The sequence below is a fragment of the Streptomyces roseoverticillatus genome (assembly GCF_000719265.1).
GTDB classification, from domain to species: domain Bacteria; phylum Actinomycetota; class Actinomycetes; order Streptomycetales; family Streptomycetaceae; genus Streptomyces; species Streptomyces roseoverticillatus.
This window is the reverse complement of record NZ_JOFL01000038.1, coordinates 24,539-39,722: the sequence shown is the minus strand read 5'-3', so window position 1 is coordinate 39,722 and position 15,184 is coordinate 24,539. Positions and strand designations below refer to the sequence as shown.

The 15,184-nt window shown below is 72.9% G+C and carries 14 protein-coding genes and 1 tRNA gene; 9 read left to right on the top strand and 6 right to left on the bottom strand.

Annotation, left to right across the window (positions count from 1 at the left end; translation table 11 throughout):
- Positions 1-91: 91 nt before the first annotated feature.
- The 3 genes from IF61_RS0130365 (at position 92) to glmS (ending at position 3,248) form a co-directional block, all read left to right on the top strand.
- Positions 92-988 (top strand): DUF4429 domain-containing protein, encoded by an 897-nt coding sequence (locus IF61_RS0130365; RefSeq protein ID WP_030369765.1) that lies wholly within the window; start codon positions 92-94, stop codon positions 986-988.
- 86 nt (positions 989-1,074) lie between these two features.
- The gene (locus tag IF61_RS0130360) at positions 1,075-1,350 is read left to right on the top strand and encodes a hypothetical protein (RefSeq protein ID WP_030369764.1); all 276 of its coding nucleotides are present in this window, start codon (positions 1,075-1,077) and stop codon (positions 1,348-1,350) included.
- A 77-nt stretch (positions 1,351-1,427) separates the two neighbouring features.
- Positions 1,428-3,248, top strand: a complete 1,821-nt coding sequence (glmS, locus tag IF61_RS0130355; RefSeq protein ID WP_030369763.1) for a glutamine--fructose-6-phosphate transaminase (isomerizing) — start codon at positions 1,428-1,430, stop codon at positions 3,246-3,248.
- Positions 3,249-3,566: 318 nt separating this feature from the next.
- On the opposite strand, the gene IF61_RS0130350 is transcribed toward glmS, so the two are convergent.
- The gene (locus tag IF61_RS0130350) at positions 3,567-4,088 is read right to left on the bottom strand and encodes a universal stress protein (protein ID WP_030369762.1); all 522 of its coding nucleotides are present in this window, start codon (positions 4,086-4,088) and stop codon (positions 3,567-3,569) included.
- 379 nt (positions 4,089-4,467) lie between these two features.
- On the opposite strand from IF61_RS0130350, the gene IF61_RS0130345 reads away from it, so the two are divergent.
- The 4 genes from IF61_RS0130345 (at position 4,468) to IF61_RS0130330 (ending at position 7,389) form a co-directional block, all read left to right on the top strand.
- Positions 4,468-4,800 carry a hypothetical protein gene (locus IF61_RS0130345; protein WP_030369761.1) on the top strand — a complete coding sequence of 111 codons (333 nt, stop codon included), beginning with the start codon at positions 4,468-4,470 and terminating at the stop codon, positions 4,798-4,800.
- 424 nt (positions 4,801-5,224) lie between these two features.
- Entirely contained in the window at positions 5,225-6,604 is a 1,380-nt protein-coding gene (locus IF61_RS0130340; RefSeq protein ID WP_030369760.1) for a helix-turn-helix domain-containing protein, read from the top strand.
- Between the two features lie 5 nt (positions 6,605-6,609).
- The gene (gene orn, locus IF61_RS0130335) at positions 6,610-7,218 is read left to right on the top strand and encodes an oligoribonuclease (RefSeq protein WP_030369759.1); all 609 of its coding nucleotides are present in this window, start codon (positions 6,610-6,612) and stop codon (positions 7,216-7,218) included.
- Positions 7,219-7,316: 98 nt separating this feature from the next.
- A tRNA-His gene (locus tag IF61_RS0130330) sits at positions 7,317-7,389 on the top strand.
- A 113-nt stretch (positions 7,390-7,502) separates the two neighbouring features.
- Here IF61_RS0130330 and IF61_RS0130320 read toward each other — a convergent pair.
- Entirely contained in the window at positions 7,503-8,822 is a 1,320-nt protein-coding gene (locus IF61_RS0130320) for an NsdA family TPR-like regulatory protein (protein ID WP_030369758.1), read from the bottom strand.
- Positions 8,823-9,043: 221 nt separating this feature from the next.
- Here IF61_RS0130320 and IF61_RS0130315 point away from each other — a divergent pair, with 221 nt between their 5' ends.
- A complete protein-coding gene (locus IF61_RS0130315; RefSeq protein ID WP_245684681.1) occupies positions 9,044-9,490 on the top strand; it encodes a hypothetical protein in 447 nt (148 codons plus the stop codon).
- Positions 9,491-9,520: 30 nt separating this feature from the next.
- Positions 9,521-10,390, top strand: a complete 870-nt coding sequence (locus IF61_RS0130310; protein ID WP_030369756.1) for a spermidine synthase — start codon at positions 9,521-9,523, stop codon at positions 10,388-10,390.
- A gap of 10 nt (positions 10,391-10,400) precedes the next feature.
- On the opposite strand, the gene IF61_RS0130305 is transcribed toward IF61_RS0130310, so the two are convergent.
- The 4 genes from IF61_RS0130305 to IF61_RS0130290 form a co-directional block, all read right to left on the bottom strand.
- Complete coding sequence (locus IF61_RS0130305) at positions 10,401-11,789, bottom strand: GH1 family beta-glucosidase (protein WP_030369755.1); 1,389 nt, start codon at positions 11,787-11,789, stop codon at positions 10,401-10,403.
- Positions 11,790-11,845: 56 nt separating this feature from the next.
- Positions 11,846-12,658, bottom strand: a complete 813-nt coding sequence (locus IF61_RS0130300; RefSeq protein ID WP_030369754.1) for a carbohydrate ABC transporter permease — start codon at positions 12,656-12,658, stop codon at positions 11,846-11,848.
- 186 nt (positions 12,659-12,844) lie between these two features.
- Complete coding sequence (locus IF61_RS0130295; protein ID WP_030369753.1) at positions 12,845-13,837, bottom strand: carbohydrate ABC transporter permease; 993 nt, start codon at positions 13,835-13,837, stop codon at positions 12,845-12,847.
- The gene (locus IF61_RS0130290; RefSeq protein ID WP_052393276.1) at positions 13,834-15,150 is read right to left on the bottom strand and encodes an ABC transporter substrate-binding protein; all 1,317 of its coding nucleotides are present in this window, start codon (positions 15,148-15,150) and stop codon (positions 13,834-13,836) included. Before IF61_RS0130290 ends, IF61_RS0130295 begins: the two co-directional genes overlap by 4 nt.
- Positions 15,151-15,184: the final 34 nt, after the last annotated feature.

Here is a 15,184-nt window from a genome sequence, read left to right as displayed (position 1 = left end):
GCCCGCGTCAAGGCCCGCGGCCCGCGTCACGAGGTCCGCGCACCTCCTGGTCCGCGCCCTCCCGAGCGTACGTGCCTGAGAGAATCCCCCCATGGCTGAAATCCTCCAGAAGGACGGCACATGGACCTTCGACGGCGAAACGATACGGATCGTCCCGGGCCGCGAGCGCGGCGTGCACCTGCTGCGCCAGACCCTCGGTGAACTGGCCGTTCCGCTGTCCGCCGTGGCGGGGATCGCCTACGAGCCGGGCCGCAAGAGCGGGCGCCTGCGGCTGCGGCTGCGCGACGGGGCCGACCCCCTGCTGCAGGTGGCGCGCGGCAGGCTGCCGGACGCCGCTGATCCGTATCAGCTGACGGTGGATCCCGACCGCGCGGGCGTCGCCGAGTACGTCGTGGACGAGGTGCGCAACGCCCTCCTCCTGGACCAGGTGCCGGACGGCCCCTCGGACCGCTATCTCCTGCCCGGCCCGACGCTGCCGCTGTCGGTCGGCGCGGGTGACGGCACGGTCACCTTCGACGGCGAGCGGATCCGCCTGGAGTGGAACTGGAAGACCGAGGAGGGCAAGAAGTCCGCCGGCACCCAGTCCCTCCCTCTGGAGGACATCCGCTCGGTGGAGTGGCTGCCCGCCGCGGGCCTGGAGAACGGCTACCTCCGTTTCACCGTCCTCCGGGAGCCGACCAAGGCCCCGCCCAAGCACGATCCCCATGCGATCGAGCTCTTCGGCTTCAAGAAGGACCCGCTGATGGCGATGGTGGCCGCCGCCGTCGTGGCCCGGATGCCGCACCCGTCCGCCGCCGGGGCGCCGGCCTCCGCTCCCTCGCTGTCCAAGGGCCCGGCCGCCATCGACGCCGCCCCCGCCCCGGAGGAGGCTCCCGATCACGACGCCCTGCTGCGCCGGCTGCGGGAGCTCGGTGAGCTGCACCGCGCCGGAATCCTGACCGAGGACGAGTTCACCGCGGCGAAACAGGCCGTATTGAAGCGTTTCTAGGCGATTCGCGCCCCCGATCCACCCGCCCCTGCCCGATTTCGGGCAGGATTCTTGCGAATGTCTCCGATACCCCTCAGTATCGACGGGTGCTCGAACGCCGTATGAATCATGACGACCTGGTGGACCACCTGGTGCGCAGCACGCCGCTTCAGCGCGGCGAGGCCGCCCGGGTGGTCCTGGACGTCCTGGCGTACTTCGACGAGACGACCGAGAGCTTCGTCCGCCGTCGCCACCGCGAGCTGCAGTCCGGCGGACTGCGCAACGCGGAGATCTTCGAGCGGATCTCGGCGGAGCTGCCGCACCGTGCGGTGGCCCCGCCGGAGCTCTCGCTGCGGCAGCTGCGCCGCATCGTCTACGGCTGAGGCGGCAAGGGCCGGCGCCGCTACCGCCGCCCCGCTGCCGGGCACCACTGATCGTTTCTCTGGGAGGGTCACCACTTATGTGCGGAATCGTCGGATACATCGGTAAGCGCGACGTCGCGCCGCTGCTCCTGGAGGGGCTGCAGCGTCTGGAGTACCGCGGCTACGACTCCGCGGGCATCGCGCTGCACGCCGGCGGCAAGACCGGTGGCCTGAAGTCCGCCAAGGCCAAGGGCCGCGTGCGCGAGCTGGAGTCCCGCCTCCCCAAGCGCTTCAACGGCACCACCGGCATCGCCCACACCCGCTGGGCCACCCATGGCGCGCCGAACGACGTCAACGCCCACCCGCACCTGGACGCCGAAGAGAAGGTCGCCGTCGTCCACAACGGCATCATCGACAACGCCTCCGACCTGCGCACCAGGCTGACGGCCGAGGGCTTCACCTTCGTCTCCGACACCGACACCGAGGTCCTGGCGCACCTGATCGCCCGCTCCGAGGCCGGCACGCTGGAGGAGAAGGTCCGCGAGGCGGTCAAGCACATCGAGGGCACGTACGGCATCGCCGTCCTGCACGCCGACTTCCCGGACCGCATCGTCGTCGCCCGCAACGGCTCCCCCGTGGTGCTGGGCATAGGCGAGAAGGAGATGTTCGTCTCCTCCGACGTCGCCGCCCTGGTCTCCCACACCCGCCAGGTCGTCACCCTCGACGACGGCGAGATGGCCACCCTGCGCGCCGACGACTACCGCACGTACACCACCGAGGGCTCCTCCACCTCGGCCCAGCCGACCACCGTCGAGTGGGAGGCCGAGTCGTACGACATGGGCGGCCACGACACGTACATGCACAAGGAGATCCACGAGCAGGCCGACGCCGTGGACCGCGCCCTGCGCGGCCGCATCGACGACCGCTTCTCCACCGTGCACCTGGGCGGCCTGAACCTGGACGCCCGCGACGCCCGCGCCGTGCGCCGCGTCAAGATCCTCGGCTGCGGCACCTCGTACCACGCCGGCCAGATCGGCGCGCAGATGATCGAGGAGCTCGCCCGCATCCCCGCGGACGCCGAGCCGGCCTCCGAGTTCCGCTACCGCAACCCGGTCGTGGACCCCGACACCCTCTACATCGCGGTCTCCCAGTCCGGTGAGACCTACGACGTGCTCGCCGCCGTCCAGGAGCTCAAGCGCAAGGGCGCCCGCGTCCTGGGCCTGGTCAACGTGGTCGGCTCCGCGATCGCCCGCGAGACCGACGGCGGCATCTACGTGCACGCCGGCCCCGAGGTCTGCGTCGTCTCCACCAAGTGCTTCACCAACATGGTGGTCTCCTTCGGCCTGCTCGCCCTGCACCTCGGCCGCACCCGCGACCTGTCCGTCGCCGACGGCAAGCGGATCATCGAGGGCCTGCGCAAGCTGCCCGGCCAGATCGAGGAGATCCTGGCGAACGAGGCGCAGATCGAGGAGCTGGCCAAGGAGTACGCCGAGGCCAAGTCGATGATGTTCATCGGCCGCGTCCGGGGCTACCCGGTGGCCCGCGAGGCCTCGCTGAAGCTCAAGGAGGTCTCGTACATCCACGCCGAGGCCTACCCGGCCTCCGAGCTGAAGCACGGTCCGCTGGCGCTGATCGAGCCCGCGATGCCGACCGTCGCGATCGTCCCGGACGACGAGCTGCTGGAGAAGAACCGCGCCGCCCTGGAGGAGATCAAGGCCCGCAGCGGCCGCATCCTCGCGGTCGCGCACCAGGAGCAGGAGAAGGCCGACCACACGATCGTCGTGCCGAAGAACGAGGACGAGCTGGACGCCATCCTCATGGGCATCCCGCTGCAGCTCTTCGCGTACTACACGGCCAAGGCCATGGGCCGTGACATCGACAAGCCGCGCAACCTGGCGAAGTCCGTCACCGTCGAGTAGCCGCCCCGCGCCCGGGCCGCGGCCCGGGCCCCGCGCTCTCGTACCTGTCCGCACCTGTCCGCGACAGGTCCGAGAGGAACGGCCTTCCCGCACGTGCCACCACGCGCGCGGGAAGGCCGCTTTCCCATGCACCGGCGTTCGCCCTCGCGCCGGCGGGGATGCCGCCGCTTCCGGGAACCGTCACCTCCCGTACGGCGGCACGCCATCGGGCGGTTCCTACCCGCCCGCACGGCGCGATCCACCCCCTACGCGCGGGTAGATTCACGGGCCGTCAAGTCCGGGGCAGGAGTCATCACCCCTGCAGGGTGAGGAAAGCGGCTACGGAATAACGACGACGGGACGCTGGGCCCGCCGGGCCAGCCGGCCCGCCACCGAGCCGAAGATCCGGCCGACCAGGCCGTGCGTCGAACCGACGACGATCGCGTCGGCCGCGTACTCCCGGCCGACCTCCTCCAGTTCGTGGCAGATGTCGCCGCCGCGCTCGACGAGGATCCACGGGACCTCCGACAGATAGTCCGCACAGGCCAGTTCCAGGCCCAGGACCTCGGTGCGGTGGTCGGGGACGTCCACGAAGACGGGCGGCTCACAGCCCGCCCAGACGGTGGTCGGCAGCCGGTTGGCCACGTGCACGATGATCAGCCCGGAGCCGGAGCGCCGGGCCATCCCGATTGCATACGCAAGCGCTCGCTCGCTGGACGTGGAGCCGTCGAAGCCCACCACGACGCCGTGCTGGAACGCCGGATCGCAGGAATGGCGTGTTTCTTCCGCCGCTTCGGGGTGCGCCGCGTGATCGGCGACCCGCTTGCGGTCCGCAGGTTCGGAGAATTCGTGACCGGCCATCGGTATCTCGGCGAAGGGTGTCCTCGGGCGGAGGGAGATCGGCGGTTGCTCCCCCGGGGTCGGATCTTGGAGGCAAAATCCGTCCGGGATTCATCTTTTCAATCACTTACCCACCAGGGTACGGCGACACTCGCCGCCTGCCCAGGGGCCGACCGGCGGCTCGGAGCCAGGGGTCGCACGGGCGTGGCACGCGGTGCCCGCCCGGACCGCCGGTGGGCCGTAAGGCGGGCGGGCGTTCCCCGGAGCATGCACGAGGGCGGCGCGTAGCGCAATGCCCCGGCCGTGCTCCGGGCGTACTCCCGATGCGCTCGGCGCAGTGACCGAGGGCCCCGGCCGGGCGTTGTACCACCGCCAGCCCGCCGCCCCCAGGGAGCGCTCCGTGCCCGGAACCCGTGACCACGCCCGCGCCGACGCCCCGCCGCAGGACTCCCCCGATCCGGTGAGCGACGTAGTCCGCTGGGCCGCCTTCAGCTGCGTGCTCGTCCCCGTGACCCTGCTGATCTGCGGCCAGTCCTTCGGCGGCGCCGCGGGCACGGCGGCCGGGCTCGTCGCCGTCACCTGTGCCTGCCGCGCCCTGCTGCGGCAGGCGGAGCGCAGTGCGGCCAGGACGCTCGCGGAACAGACGGTCCCGCACCGCGGGCGGCACGGGCGGACGGGCGCGGGGGCGCACCGCGGAGGGCGTCACCCCGGCGGCGCGGCGCCGGTCGACTGACCGCCGCGGAGGCCGTGGGACGGTGGCTCAGTGAGGGGCGCCCGAGGGCTGTTTGACACTTTCGCACACCTGGACCCACCACTTTTCAGCCAAGTTCAGTCCGAAGCCCATACCTTGGCTTGAGACGCCCCTAACAGCCGGTCGACCAGCAAGGAAAGGACCGCGGAGGGCGGTTGCACCCTACGGGGATTGGGCATGGGCGAGAGGCGTACTTTTCACCGAGGCCTGCAAGTGCAACGCTTCGTGATCGAACGCTTCGCGCCAAGTTGCCATGTCGACTTAGAGCCGAGTGGTGAACTGGTCACTGCGTCTGCATTCGACGCAGTAGATTCGATCTTGGCCATGACCGGCGGGGGAACCGTTCAGGACCGAGGGGAAACGTGCAGGACCGAGAGGACTCGACCGCCGAGGGGGGCTTAGCGCCATGAGCCAGGACTCCACGACCGTACCGGAGACCACGCGCAAGCTCTCCGGACGCCGCCGCCGGGAGATCGTCGCAGTGCTGCTATTCAGCGGCGGCCCCATCTTCGAAAGCTCCATTCCGCTCTCCGTGTTCGGCATCGACCGACAGGACGCCGGAGTCCCCCGCTACCGCTTGCTGGTGTGCGCGGGCGAGGATGTGCCATTGCGAACAACCGGCGGCCTGGAATTGACCGCACCGTACGGCCTGGAGGCGCTCTCCCGGGCCGGCACCGTCGTCGTACCGGCCTGGCGGTCGATCACCCAGCCGCCGCCCGCCGCCGCACTCGACGCGCTGCGCCGCGCCCACGAGGAGGGCGCCCGCATCGTCGGGCTGTGCACCGGGGCCTTCGTACTGGCCGCGGCGGGACTGCTCGACGGCAGGCCCGCCACCACCCACTGGATGTACGCGCCCACGCTCGCCAAGCGCTATCCGTCGGTCCACGTGGACCCGCGGGAGCTCTTCGTCGACGACGGCGACGTACTGACCTCCGCGGGCACCGCGGCAGGCATCGACCTGTGCCTGCACATCGTCCGCACCGACCACGGAGCCGACGCGGCCGGGGCGCTGGCCCGCCGGCTCGTCGTCCCGCCGCGCCGCAGCGGCGGGCAGGAGCGCTACCTCGACAGGTCTTTACCCGAAGAGATCGGCGCCGACCCGCTCGCCGAGGTCGTCGCCTGGGCGCTGGAGCACCTCCACGAGCAGTTCGACGTGGAGACGCTCGCCGCCCGTGCGTACATGTCCCGCCGGACCTTCGACCGGCGGTTCCGCTCGCTCACCGGGAGCGCGCCCCTGCAGTGGCTGATCACCCAGCGGGTGCTCCAGGCACAGCGGCTGCTGGAGACCTCCGACTATTCGGTGGACGAGGTCGCCGGCCGCTGCGGGTTCCGCTCCCCGGTGGCGCTGCGCGGGCACTTCCGCCGGCAGCTGGGGTCCTCCCCCGCCGCCTACCGGGCCGCGTACCGCGCACGCAGGCCCCAGAGCGGCTCGGCCGACCGCCCCGAGCGGGCCGAGCGCGAGGGGCGTACGGAGCGGGAGCGTACGGACCGGTTCGACCGGCCGGAGCTCGGCGAGCAGCGGACCGGGGAGCCGTCGGTGATGGCGCTCCGGCGGGCTGCCATGGCTCCGGCCCACGCCGCCTCCGGCGCGGGCGGCGTGCTCGGCGGGCCGCCGGCGCACGGCGGGCACCCGGGCCACGGTCCGCACGGCGCCCATCCGGGCGTTCCGGGCGTACCCGGCGGACATAGCGGTGGATATGGGATGAATGCCACGGAGCCGGGCAAGCCGGAGTCTGACCTCTACACCCCACGCCTGCCCGGCCAGCGGGAACGCCCCGTAGGGTGAGGAGCATGAACGATCGCATGGTGTGGATCGACTGCGAGATGACCGGGCTCTCGCTGTCGGACGACGCGCTCATCGAGGTGGCCGCCCTGGTGACCGACTCGGAGCTGAACATCCTCGGCGACGGCGTGGACATCGTCGTCCGCCCGCCCACCGAGGCCCTCGTCACCATGCCCGAGGTGGTGCGCCAGATGCACACGGCTTCCGGGCTGCTCGCGGAGCTGGAGGCGGGCACCACCCTGGAGGACGCCGAGCAGCAGGTCCTCGCCTACGTCCGCGAGCACGTCCCGGAGCCGGGCAAGGCCCCGCTGTGCGGGAACTCGGTCGGCACCGACCGCGGTTTCCTCGCGCGGGACATGCCCGCCCTGGAGTCCCACCTGCACTACCGGATCGTCGACGTGTCGTCGGTGAAGGAGCTGTCCCGCCGCTGGTATCCGCGGGCCTACTTCTCCAGCCCCAAGAAGAGCGGCAACCACCGCGCGCTCGCCGACATCCGGGAATCGATCGCCGAGCTCCGCTACTACCGCGAGGCGATCTTCGTGCCGCAGCCCGGCCCGGACTCGGACACGGCGAAGGCCATCGCGGCCAAGCACGTCCTTCCCGCCAAGGCGGTGTGACACAGCTCGCTCCCGGCTCGGCCGAAAGCCGGGAGCGAGCACCCCCGAAGACCCTGTAGACTTCTTCTCGGCCGGTGGGAAACACACCGGACGACATGGTGGGTATAGCTCAGCTGGCAGAGCACCTGGTTGTGGTCCAGGATGTCGCGGGTTCAAGTCCCGTTACTCACCCTGACAGAGGGCCCCGGTCCGCGGAAGCGGACCGGGGCCCTCGTCGTTTTCGCGAAGGCTCCCCCTTCCCCCGGTCGCAGGACGGGCGCGGGCCGGGCGTACGCCGTCCGGTGTCAGTCCGCGGCGTGTCGCTCCAGGAAGGCCGCCACCGACGGCTCGCCGCCGTACCGGCCGCCGAGCAGCCGGGCCGTGGCGTCGAGCATCGACCGGATCCGCGCCGAGCGGACCCCCGCCAGCAGGTCCAGCGCGCGCTCCCCGGCGGACGCCGCCGCGTCCGGCGCACCGGCCCGGGCCAGGTCGCCCGCGAGCTGCGCGGTGAAGAGGGCGATGTTGCGGGCGAAGTGGGCGTCCTGGAGGTCGACGGCGCGCTGCGCGTGGACGGCCGCCCGCCGCCAGTCGCGGAGCGCCGACCGGCACTGCGCCTCCAGCCCCTCCAGCTCGGCCTCGCCGAAGAAGCTCATCCACTCGGGGTCCGCGTCGCCCGGTCCGCGGTCGAAGAGGGTCCGCGCCCGCAGCAGGGCGGCCTCGCAGGCGGTCCGGTCGCCGAGCCCGGCCCAGCCGCCCGCCTCCCGCAGGGCCAGCAGCGACATCAGCCGCGCCGAGGACAGCGCCCGGGCCGCGCCCTGGGCGGCCTGCGCCGCGCGCACGGCCTCCCGCGGGCGGTCCGCATCGCGCGCGAGGAAGGCGGTGTTGCAGAAGGCGTGGGCCTCCAGGGCCGCGTCCCCGGCGACCCGGGCCGTGGCGAGCGCCTCGGCGTAGTGCGAGCGGGCGGCGGCGAAGCGGCCCGAGTCGTGGGCCAGCCAGCCCACGGAGAGCGCGAGTTCGCCCGCGCCCGACTGCAGCCGGTCGGCGACGGACTGGCGGCGGGCGCCGGCGTCGAGGAGCTCGTAGGCGAGCTGCAGCGGCCGCGTGGCGCGGCGGTAGAGCCCGTCGGCGCCGTGCCGGTCGTCCAGCAGCCGGATGCGGCGGACGGCCTGCTCGACGGCGGACGCCTCGGCCTCGCCGGCGCGGCGCGGGACGCGCACCGAGGAGGCGGCCGGGGCGGCGGCCCCCAGGGAGGCCGCGGCCACCGCGGCGGCCGTACTGCCGGTCATGAACGCGCGCCGCAACACGTCGCTCTCCTTGGGCTGGTCGGTGCGATCGGAGGGAGCACTCCCCTGGCTGCGCGCTCCGCGCCCGCGGACCACCGCGCGCGGGGCGAAGCCCATGTCCTCCGGTTCGCAGCCGGGGAACATGTGCCGGAACACCCGCTCGTAGGCGTAGTTGGGGCAGCGGATCTCCCCGGACTCGACGCGGCCGATGTAGCGCGCGTCGCACGAGACCTGCTCGCCGATCTCGCGGGCCGCCCGCCGCACGGCCGCCGCGAACTCGGCCGCCGAACGGGCGCCCCGCAGCTGCCGGAACGCCGTGTTCGGCGCGTGGGGCGACACCATGGGCGCGACCGTACCGGCAATCGGTGGCCCATTCCCCCCGTTTGGCCCCTCGTTTCGCTACAAACCGGATATCCCACCCGTGATCCGCCATGAAGTGCCATCCTTTGTGACGGCATGCGCCCGTTGCCGTTGACGCCCTTCGCGCGTTGAACCCCTTGAGCACGCTCGACGCGGAGCGTAGTGGCACGTCGGAGGAGGGGTTTCCCTTGGTGGAGGCCGGAGTGGACAGCAGCAGCTCGCGGACGACGGCCCTGCACCAGCCGCGTCAGGACCGCAGCCCTTCTCCCTGCGCGCCCCGGGCGGCGGGCCTCGCCCCCGACGCCGGGCCGTGCGACCTGGTCACCGTCCCCGCCCGGCAGGGCCTGGAGGCGGTCGACATCCTCCGGCTGCGCGACGGCGTCGGCCCCGTCCTGCACGACGACGAGTGCGACACCCTCGGCTTCCTGGTGCCCCCCGGCACCGCCGACGCCTGGGACGTGCCGGGCAGCGCCTGCACCCAGACGCACGGCCGGGGGCTCCGCGCGGTCCCGGAGGGGCCGCTCCTCACCGGCGCCGGCTGGCTCGTCGCCCCGGAGGCCGCCTTCTCCTCCGCCACGGACCCGGCGGTGCTGCGCGACGCCCTCGGCGAGGCCGCCCGGACGATCGCGGCGGTCGACCGCTGCCGCTAGCCGGCCCGGCCCCTGGGCGATACTTGCCGGGTGGGCAAGGTCAAGAAGAAACAAGGGCGCGGCCGCGCCGCCGAACCGGTCGCGGAGCAGGTCGCCGGCGGGCTCGCCGAGCTCGTGCCCGACCGTGACCGCCCCCGGGGCTTCACCCTCCTGATCGACGGGGCGCCCCAGTCCCACGTGGATCTCGACGACCCCTCCTACCTGGACTTCGCCTACCAGCGCCGGCTCGGCCACATCGCCGACCTCGCGGCGCCGCCCGGCAAGCCGGTCCAGGCGCTCCACCTCGGCGGCGGCGCCTTCACCCTCGCCCGGTACGTCGCCGCGACGCGGCCCCGCTCGACCCAGCAGATCGTGGAGATCGACGCGCCGCTCGTGCAGTTCGTACGGCGGGAGCTGCCGCTGGACAGCGGCTGGCGGATCCGGGTGCGGGGCTGCGACGCCCGCGAGGGGCTGGCCAAGGTGCCGGACGGCTGGGCCGACCTGATCATCGCCGACGTCTTCAGCGGCGCCCGCACGCCGGCGCACCTGACCAGCACCGAGTTCGCCGCCGAGGTGCGGCGGGCGCTGCGGCCGGGCGGCTTCTACGCCGCGAACCTCGCGGACGGCCCGCCGCTGGCCTACGTGAAGTCCCAGATCGCGACGGTGGGCGCCGTCTTCCCCGAGCTCTGCCTGACCGCCGACCCGGCGGTGCTGCGCGGGCGCCGCTTCGGCAACGCCGTGCTGCTCGCCTCCGACCACGCCCTGCCCGTCGCCGAGCTGACCCGCAGGGCCGCGTCCGACCCGCACCAGGGGCGGGTCGAACACGGCCGGGCGCTGGCGGACTTCACGGGCGGCGCGGCGCCGGTCACGGACGCGAGCGCCCGGCCGTCGCCGGAGCCGCCGCCGTCGGTCTTCGAGTGACCCCGGGCCGCTAGTAGAGCGGCAGCTGGCCCGTCCGGGCGACCTGGGAGTACCAGCGGGCGCTGGACTTGAGGGTGCGGGTCTGGGTGGCGTAGTCGACGTGGACCGCGCCGAAGCGCTTGCTGTAGCCGTAGGCCCATTCGAAGTTGTCGAGCAGCGACCAGAGGAAGTAGCCGCGGACGTCGGCGCCGTCGGCGATGGCCCGCCGGACGGCGTCCAGGTGGGCGTGCAGGTAGGCGATGCGCTCGGGGTCGTGCACCGTGCCGTCGCCGTCGGGCTTGTCGTCGTACGCGGCGCCGTTCTCGGTGATCACCAGGGGCAGGCCGGGGACCTCCTCGGCGAAGCGGACCAGCAGGTCGTACAGGCCGGTGGGGTCGACGGACCAGTCCATGGCGGTCCGCTTGCCGGGCGGGCGGTGGAAGGCGACGCCGGCGGCGCCCGGCCAGGGCGAGGGCTCCGGGGCCTCTCCGGGAAGGCCGTTGTCAGTGGCGGCTGCTACCACTGTGGGTGTGTAGTAGTTGATGCCCAGCGAGTCGAGGGGGTGCTTGATGACGCCCGGGTCGCCGTCGTGCACGAACGCCCAGTCCGTGATGCCCGCCGTGTCGGCGAGCAGATCGTCCGGGTACGAGCCGTGCAGCATGGGCCCCGTGAAGATACGGGTGGCCAGGGCGTCGATGCGCCGCTGGGCGTCGAGGTCCTGGGGGGCGTCGGTGAAGGCCCGGACGACGCCGGGGTTGAGGGTGACCGACACCTGCCCGTGGGAGGGCAGGGCCGCGCGCAGGGCCTGGGCGCCCAGGCCGTGGGCGAGGTTGAGGTGGTGGGCGGCGCGCAGGGCGGCCAGGTCGTCGGCGCGGCCGGGGGCGTGCACGCCGGAGCCGTAGCCGAGGAAGGCGCTGCACCAGGGCTCGTTGAGGGTGGTCCACATATCGACGCGGTCGCCGAGGGCCTCGGCGACGAGGTGGGCGTAGTCGGCGAAGCGGTGGGCGGTGCCGCGCTCGGGCCAGCCGCCCGCCGTCTCCAGCTCCTGCGGCAGGTCCCAGTGGTAGAGGGTCAGGACGGGGCGGATGCCGTGTTCGAGGAGGTCGTCGACGAGGGCGCGGTAGAAGTCCAGGCCCGGCTGGTTGGGGTGGCCGCGGCCGGAGGGCTGGACGCGCGGCCAGGAGACGGAGAAGCGGTAGGCGCCGATGCCGAGGTCCGCCATCAGGCGGACGTCGTCCCGGCGGCGGTTGTAGTGGTCGGTGGCCGTGTCGCCGGTGTCGCCGCCGAGGGTCCTGCCGGGGGTGTGGGAGAAGGTGTCCCAGATGGAGGGGGTGCGGCCGTCCGCGTGGGGTGCGCCCTCGACCTGGTAGGCGGCGGTGGCGGTGCCCCAGAGGAAGCCGGGCGGGAAGTTCACGGTCATCGGGTCTCCCGGGAGGAGGGGGCGGGGTGGGCGGAGGGGAGGGAGCGGCGCGGGGGTCAGCCCTTGACGGCGCCCCGCATGATGCCGCCGACGATCTGTTTGCCGAAGAGGGTGAAGGCGAGCAGCAGCGGCAGGGTGCCCAGCAGCGCCCCGGCCATGATCACGGCCTGGTCGGGGACGTAGCCGCGGCCGAGGCCCGTGAGGGCCACCTGCACGGTCGGGTTCTCCTGGGTGAGCGCGATGATCGGCCAGAAGAAGTCGTTCCAGGCCTGGACGAAGGAGAGCATCGCGAGCACGGCCATCGCGGGCCGGGCGACGGGGAAGACGACGTGCCAGATGATGCGCAGGCTGCTGGCGCCGTCGACGCGGGCGGCCTCGACGAGCTCGCCCGGGAGCGCCTCCAGCAGGTACTGGCGCATGAAGAAGACGCCGAAGGCGCTGACGAGGGTGGGCAGGACGACCGACTGGAGCTGGTTGGTCCACTTGAGCTCGGCGATGACCATGAACAGGGGGACGACGCTGAGCTGCGGCGGGACCATCATGGTGCCGATCGTCAGGAGCAGCAGCGCGCCGCTGAAGCGGAACTTCAGCTTGGCGAAGGCGAATCCGGCGACGGTGCAGAAGAGCACGGTGCCGAGGGCGACGGTGCCGGCGACGAGCAGGGTGTTGAGGAGGGCGAGGCCCATGTTGGCCTCGGTCCAGGCGGTGCCGGCGTTCTCGGCGAGCCGGGTGCCGAACCAGAAGGGCGGCGGGGTCCTCGCGAGGCGCATGTTGTCGCGCGAGGCGGTGACGGCCGTCCAGACGAGGGGGAAGAGCGAGCCGGCGGTGAAGAGGGCGAGCACGGCGTAGGTGAGGGGGCCGCCGTGCAACTGGCGGCCGGCGCGGGTGCGGGCGGTGGCGGGGGTGGGTGCGGGCCTGCTCCGCCGGCGGGGGCGGAGGCGGCCGAGGCGGCGGAGCCTGCGGAGGGCGGCCGTGCGGGCCCGGGGCCGCCGCTGGGGGCCGGGGCCTTCGCGCCTCGGTCGTCCGGTCGTCGTCAGCGTCACGGCAGCAGCCCCTCAGTGGCTCTTCCTCAGCCGCCGCGCGATCAGCATGTTGGCCGCGGCGATCAGCAACAGGATCAGGAACATCGTCCAGGCGACGGCGGAGGCGCGCCCGAGGTGGAAGTTGAACCAGCCCTGTTCGTAGAGGTAGAGGCCGAGGGTCTGGAACTGGTGCGAGGCGCCGCCCTTCTGGCCGCCCGCCCCGCCGAAGAGCAGGGGCTCGCCGAAGAGCTGGGTGGCGCCGATGGTGGAGACGACGATGGTGAAGAGGATCGTGGGGCGCAGGGCGGGCACCGTCACGTAGCGGAACTGCTGCCGGCGGGAGGCGCCGTCCAGGGCGGCGGACTCGTACAGCTCGTCGGGCACGGCCTGCATGGCGGCCAGGTAGATCAGGGCGTTGTAGCCCGTCCACCGCCAGATGACGATCGAGGAGACCGCGATCCGGGAGGACCAGGTGCCGTTCTGCCAGTCGACGGGGCCGGTGCCGAGGGCGCCAAGGGCCCAGTTGACCATGCCGTAGTCGCGGCCGTAGAGGAGGACGAAAACGAGGGTGGCGGCGGCGACGGAGGTGGCGTACGGGGTGAGGAGGGCGACGCGCCAGAAGGTGGCGGCGCGCAGCCGGTAGTGCAGGAGGTGGGCGAGCCAGAGCGCCATCAGCAGCTGGGGGACGGTGGAGAGGACGCCGATGGTGAGGGTGTTGTACAGGGCGTTCCAGAAGAAGGCGTCGTCCAGCAGCCGGACGTAGTTGTGCAGGCCCACCCACTCCATGTGGTCCGGTGAGGCCAGCTCCACCCGGTGCAGCGAGGCCCAGCCGGTGTAGATGAGGGGGAAGAGGCCGAAGGCGCCGAAGAAGAGGAAGAAGGGGGCGATGAAGGCGTAGGGGCTGTAGCGCACGTCCCAGCGGTAGAGGCGGCGGCGCCACGGGCCCGGGGCGGCCCTGCCCTGCGTGCGGGGCGGGCGGGGCACGGGCGTTCCGGCCGCGGCCGGTGTGCGGGCCGTGGTCGTCATGCGTCCACCACGCTGTCGATCTCCCGCTGTGCCGCCTTCCAGCCGGCCTGGGGGGACTTGCCCTGCTGCTCGACCTGGGGGATGCCGACGTCGGTGAAGGCGGTGCCGATCTGCTGCTCCTTCGGGCCGATGACGAGGGTGGGGATCGCGCGGGCGGCGGCGGAGAAGATCCGGCCGGTGGGGGCGCCGCAGAAGTAGGGGTTGCGGGCGTTCCGGACGAGGGGCATGGCGTAGGAGGCGGGGGTGGAGGGGATGCTGGCCTGCCGGCCGAAGAGCTTGGCCTGCTGTTCGGGGGCGGTGAGCCAGGCGGCGAGGGCGGTGGCCGCGGCGCGGTGCCGGGCGGCCTTGGGGACGGTGATGAAGGAGCCGCCCCAGTTGGCGGGGCGGGGGGCGGCGGCCACGTCCCACTTGTCCCTGCCCTCGGCGCCGGCCTTCTCCTTGATGTAGCCGAGCATCCAGGGCGGGCAGGCGACGGAGGCGAAGCGGCCGTTGGCGTAGGCCTGGTCCCAGGGCTTCTCGAACTGCTTGAGGCGGGCGGTCAGGCCGCCCGTGGCGGCCTGCATGGCCAGGTCCCAGGACTCCTTGACGGCGCGGCTGGTGCGGTAGACGGGCCGGCCGCGGTGGTCGTAGTAGCGCTCGGCGTGGGCGTGGACGGAGGCGTTGTAGATGCCGGCGGCCGAGTCGGTGAAGACGGTGCCGGCGGGGGCCCCGGCCATGTACCGCTTGCCGGTGTCGATGTACTTCTGCCAGTCGCCGGCCCAGAGGCGGCCCACGCTCTCGCGGTCGGTGGGCAGCCCGGCCTTGGCGAAGAGGTCCTTGCGGTAGCAGACGGCGATGGGGCCGATGTCCGTGCCGAGGCCGATCGTGCGGCCGTCCCGCGTGGTGGCCTGGGCCCACTTCCAGGGCAGCCAGTCGCCCCGGCGGACGCCCTCGGCGCGGGAGAGGTCGACGAAGCGGTCGGCCTGGGTGGTGACGATCTCGTTGATGTTGCCCGTCTCGACGGCCTGGATGTCGGCGAGGCCGCCGCCGGCGGCGAGATGGGTGAGGAGCTGCGGGTAGTAGGCGTCGTTCCGCTCGATCACGCTCTCTTTGATCGTGACGTCGGGGTGCAGCCGTTCGTACTCGGCGTAGAGACCGGCCTGTTTGTAGCCGAAGACGCCGAAGGTGCCGACGGTGACCGTGGTGCTGCGGCCGGCGCCGCTGCCGCCGTCCGCGCCCGTGCGGGAGTCCTCGGCGCAGGCGGCGAAGAGGACCGCGGCGAGCGTGGCGGCGATCCCGAAGGCCGCCTCGCGGCGCCGCGAGGCACGGCTCACGGCTGCGGGGCGAGCGCCTGAGAAGGGTGCCGGC

What these genes read in the sequence shown, in the direction of transcription:
- IF61_RS0130365 (WP_030369765.1), top strand. Translation starts at nt 92, where the DNA reads ATGGCTGAAATCCTCCAGAAGGACGGCACATGGACCTTCGACGGCGAA.
- glmS (WP_030369763.1), top strand. Translation starts at nt 1,428, where the DNA reads ATGTGCGGAATCGTCGGATACATCGGTAAGCGCGACGTCGCGCCGCTG.
- IF61_RS0130350 (WP_030369762.1), bottom strand. Translation starts at nt 4,088, where the DNA reads ATGGCCGGTCACGAATTCTCCGAACCTGCGGACCGCAAGCGGGTCGCC.
- IF61_RS0130340 (WP_030369760.1), top strand. Translation starts at nt 5,225, where the DNA reads ATGAGCCAGGACTCCACGACCGTACCGGAGACCACGCGCAAGCTCTCC.
- orn (WP_030369759.1), top strand. Translation starts at nt 6,610, where the DNA reads ATGAACGATCGCATGGTGTGGATCGACTGCGAGATGACCGGGCTCTCG.
- IF61_RS0130320 (WP_030369758.1), bottom strand. Translation starts at nt 8,822, where the DNA reads ATGGTGTCGCCCCACGCGCCGAACACGGCGTTCCGGCAGCTGCGGGGC.
- IF61_RS0130305 (WP_030369755.1), bottom strand. Translation starts at nt 11,789, where the DNA reads ATGACCGTGAACTTCCCGCCCGGCTTCCTCTGGGGCACCGCCACCGCC.
- IF61_RS0130295 (WP_030369753.1), bottom strand. Translation starts at nt 13,837, where the DNA reads ATGACGACCACGGCCCGCACACCGGCCGCGGCCGGAACGCCCGTGCCC.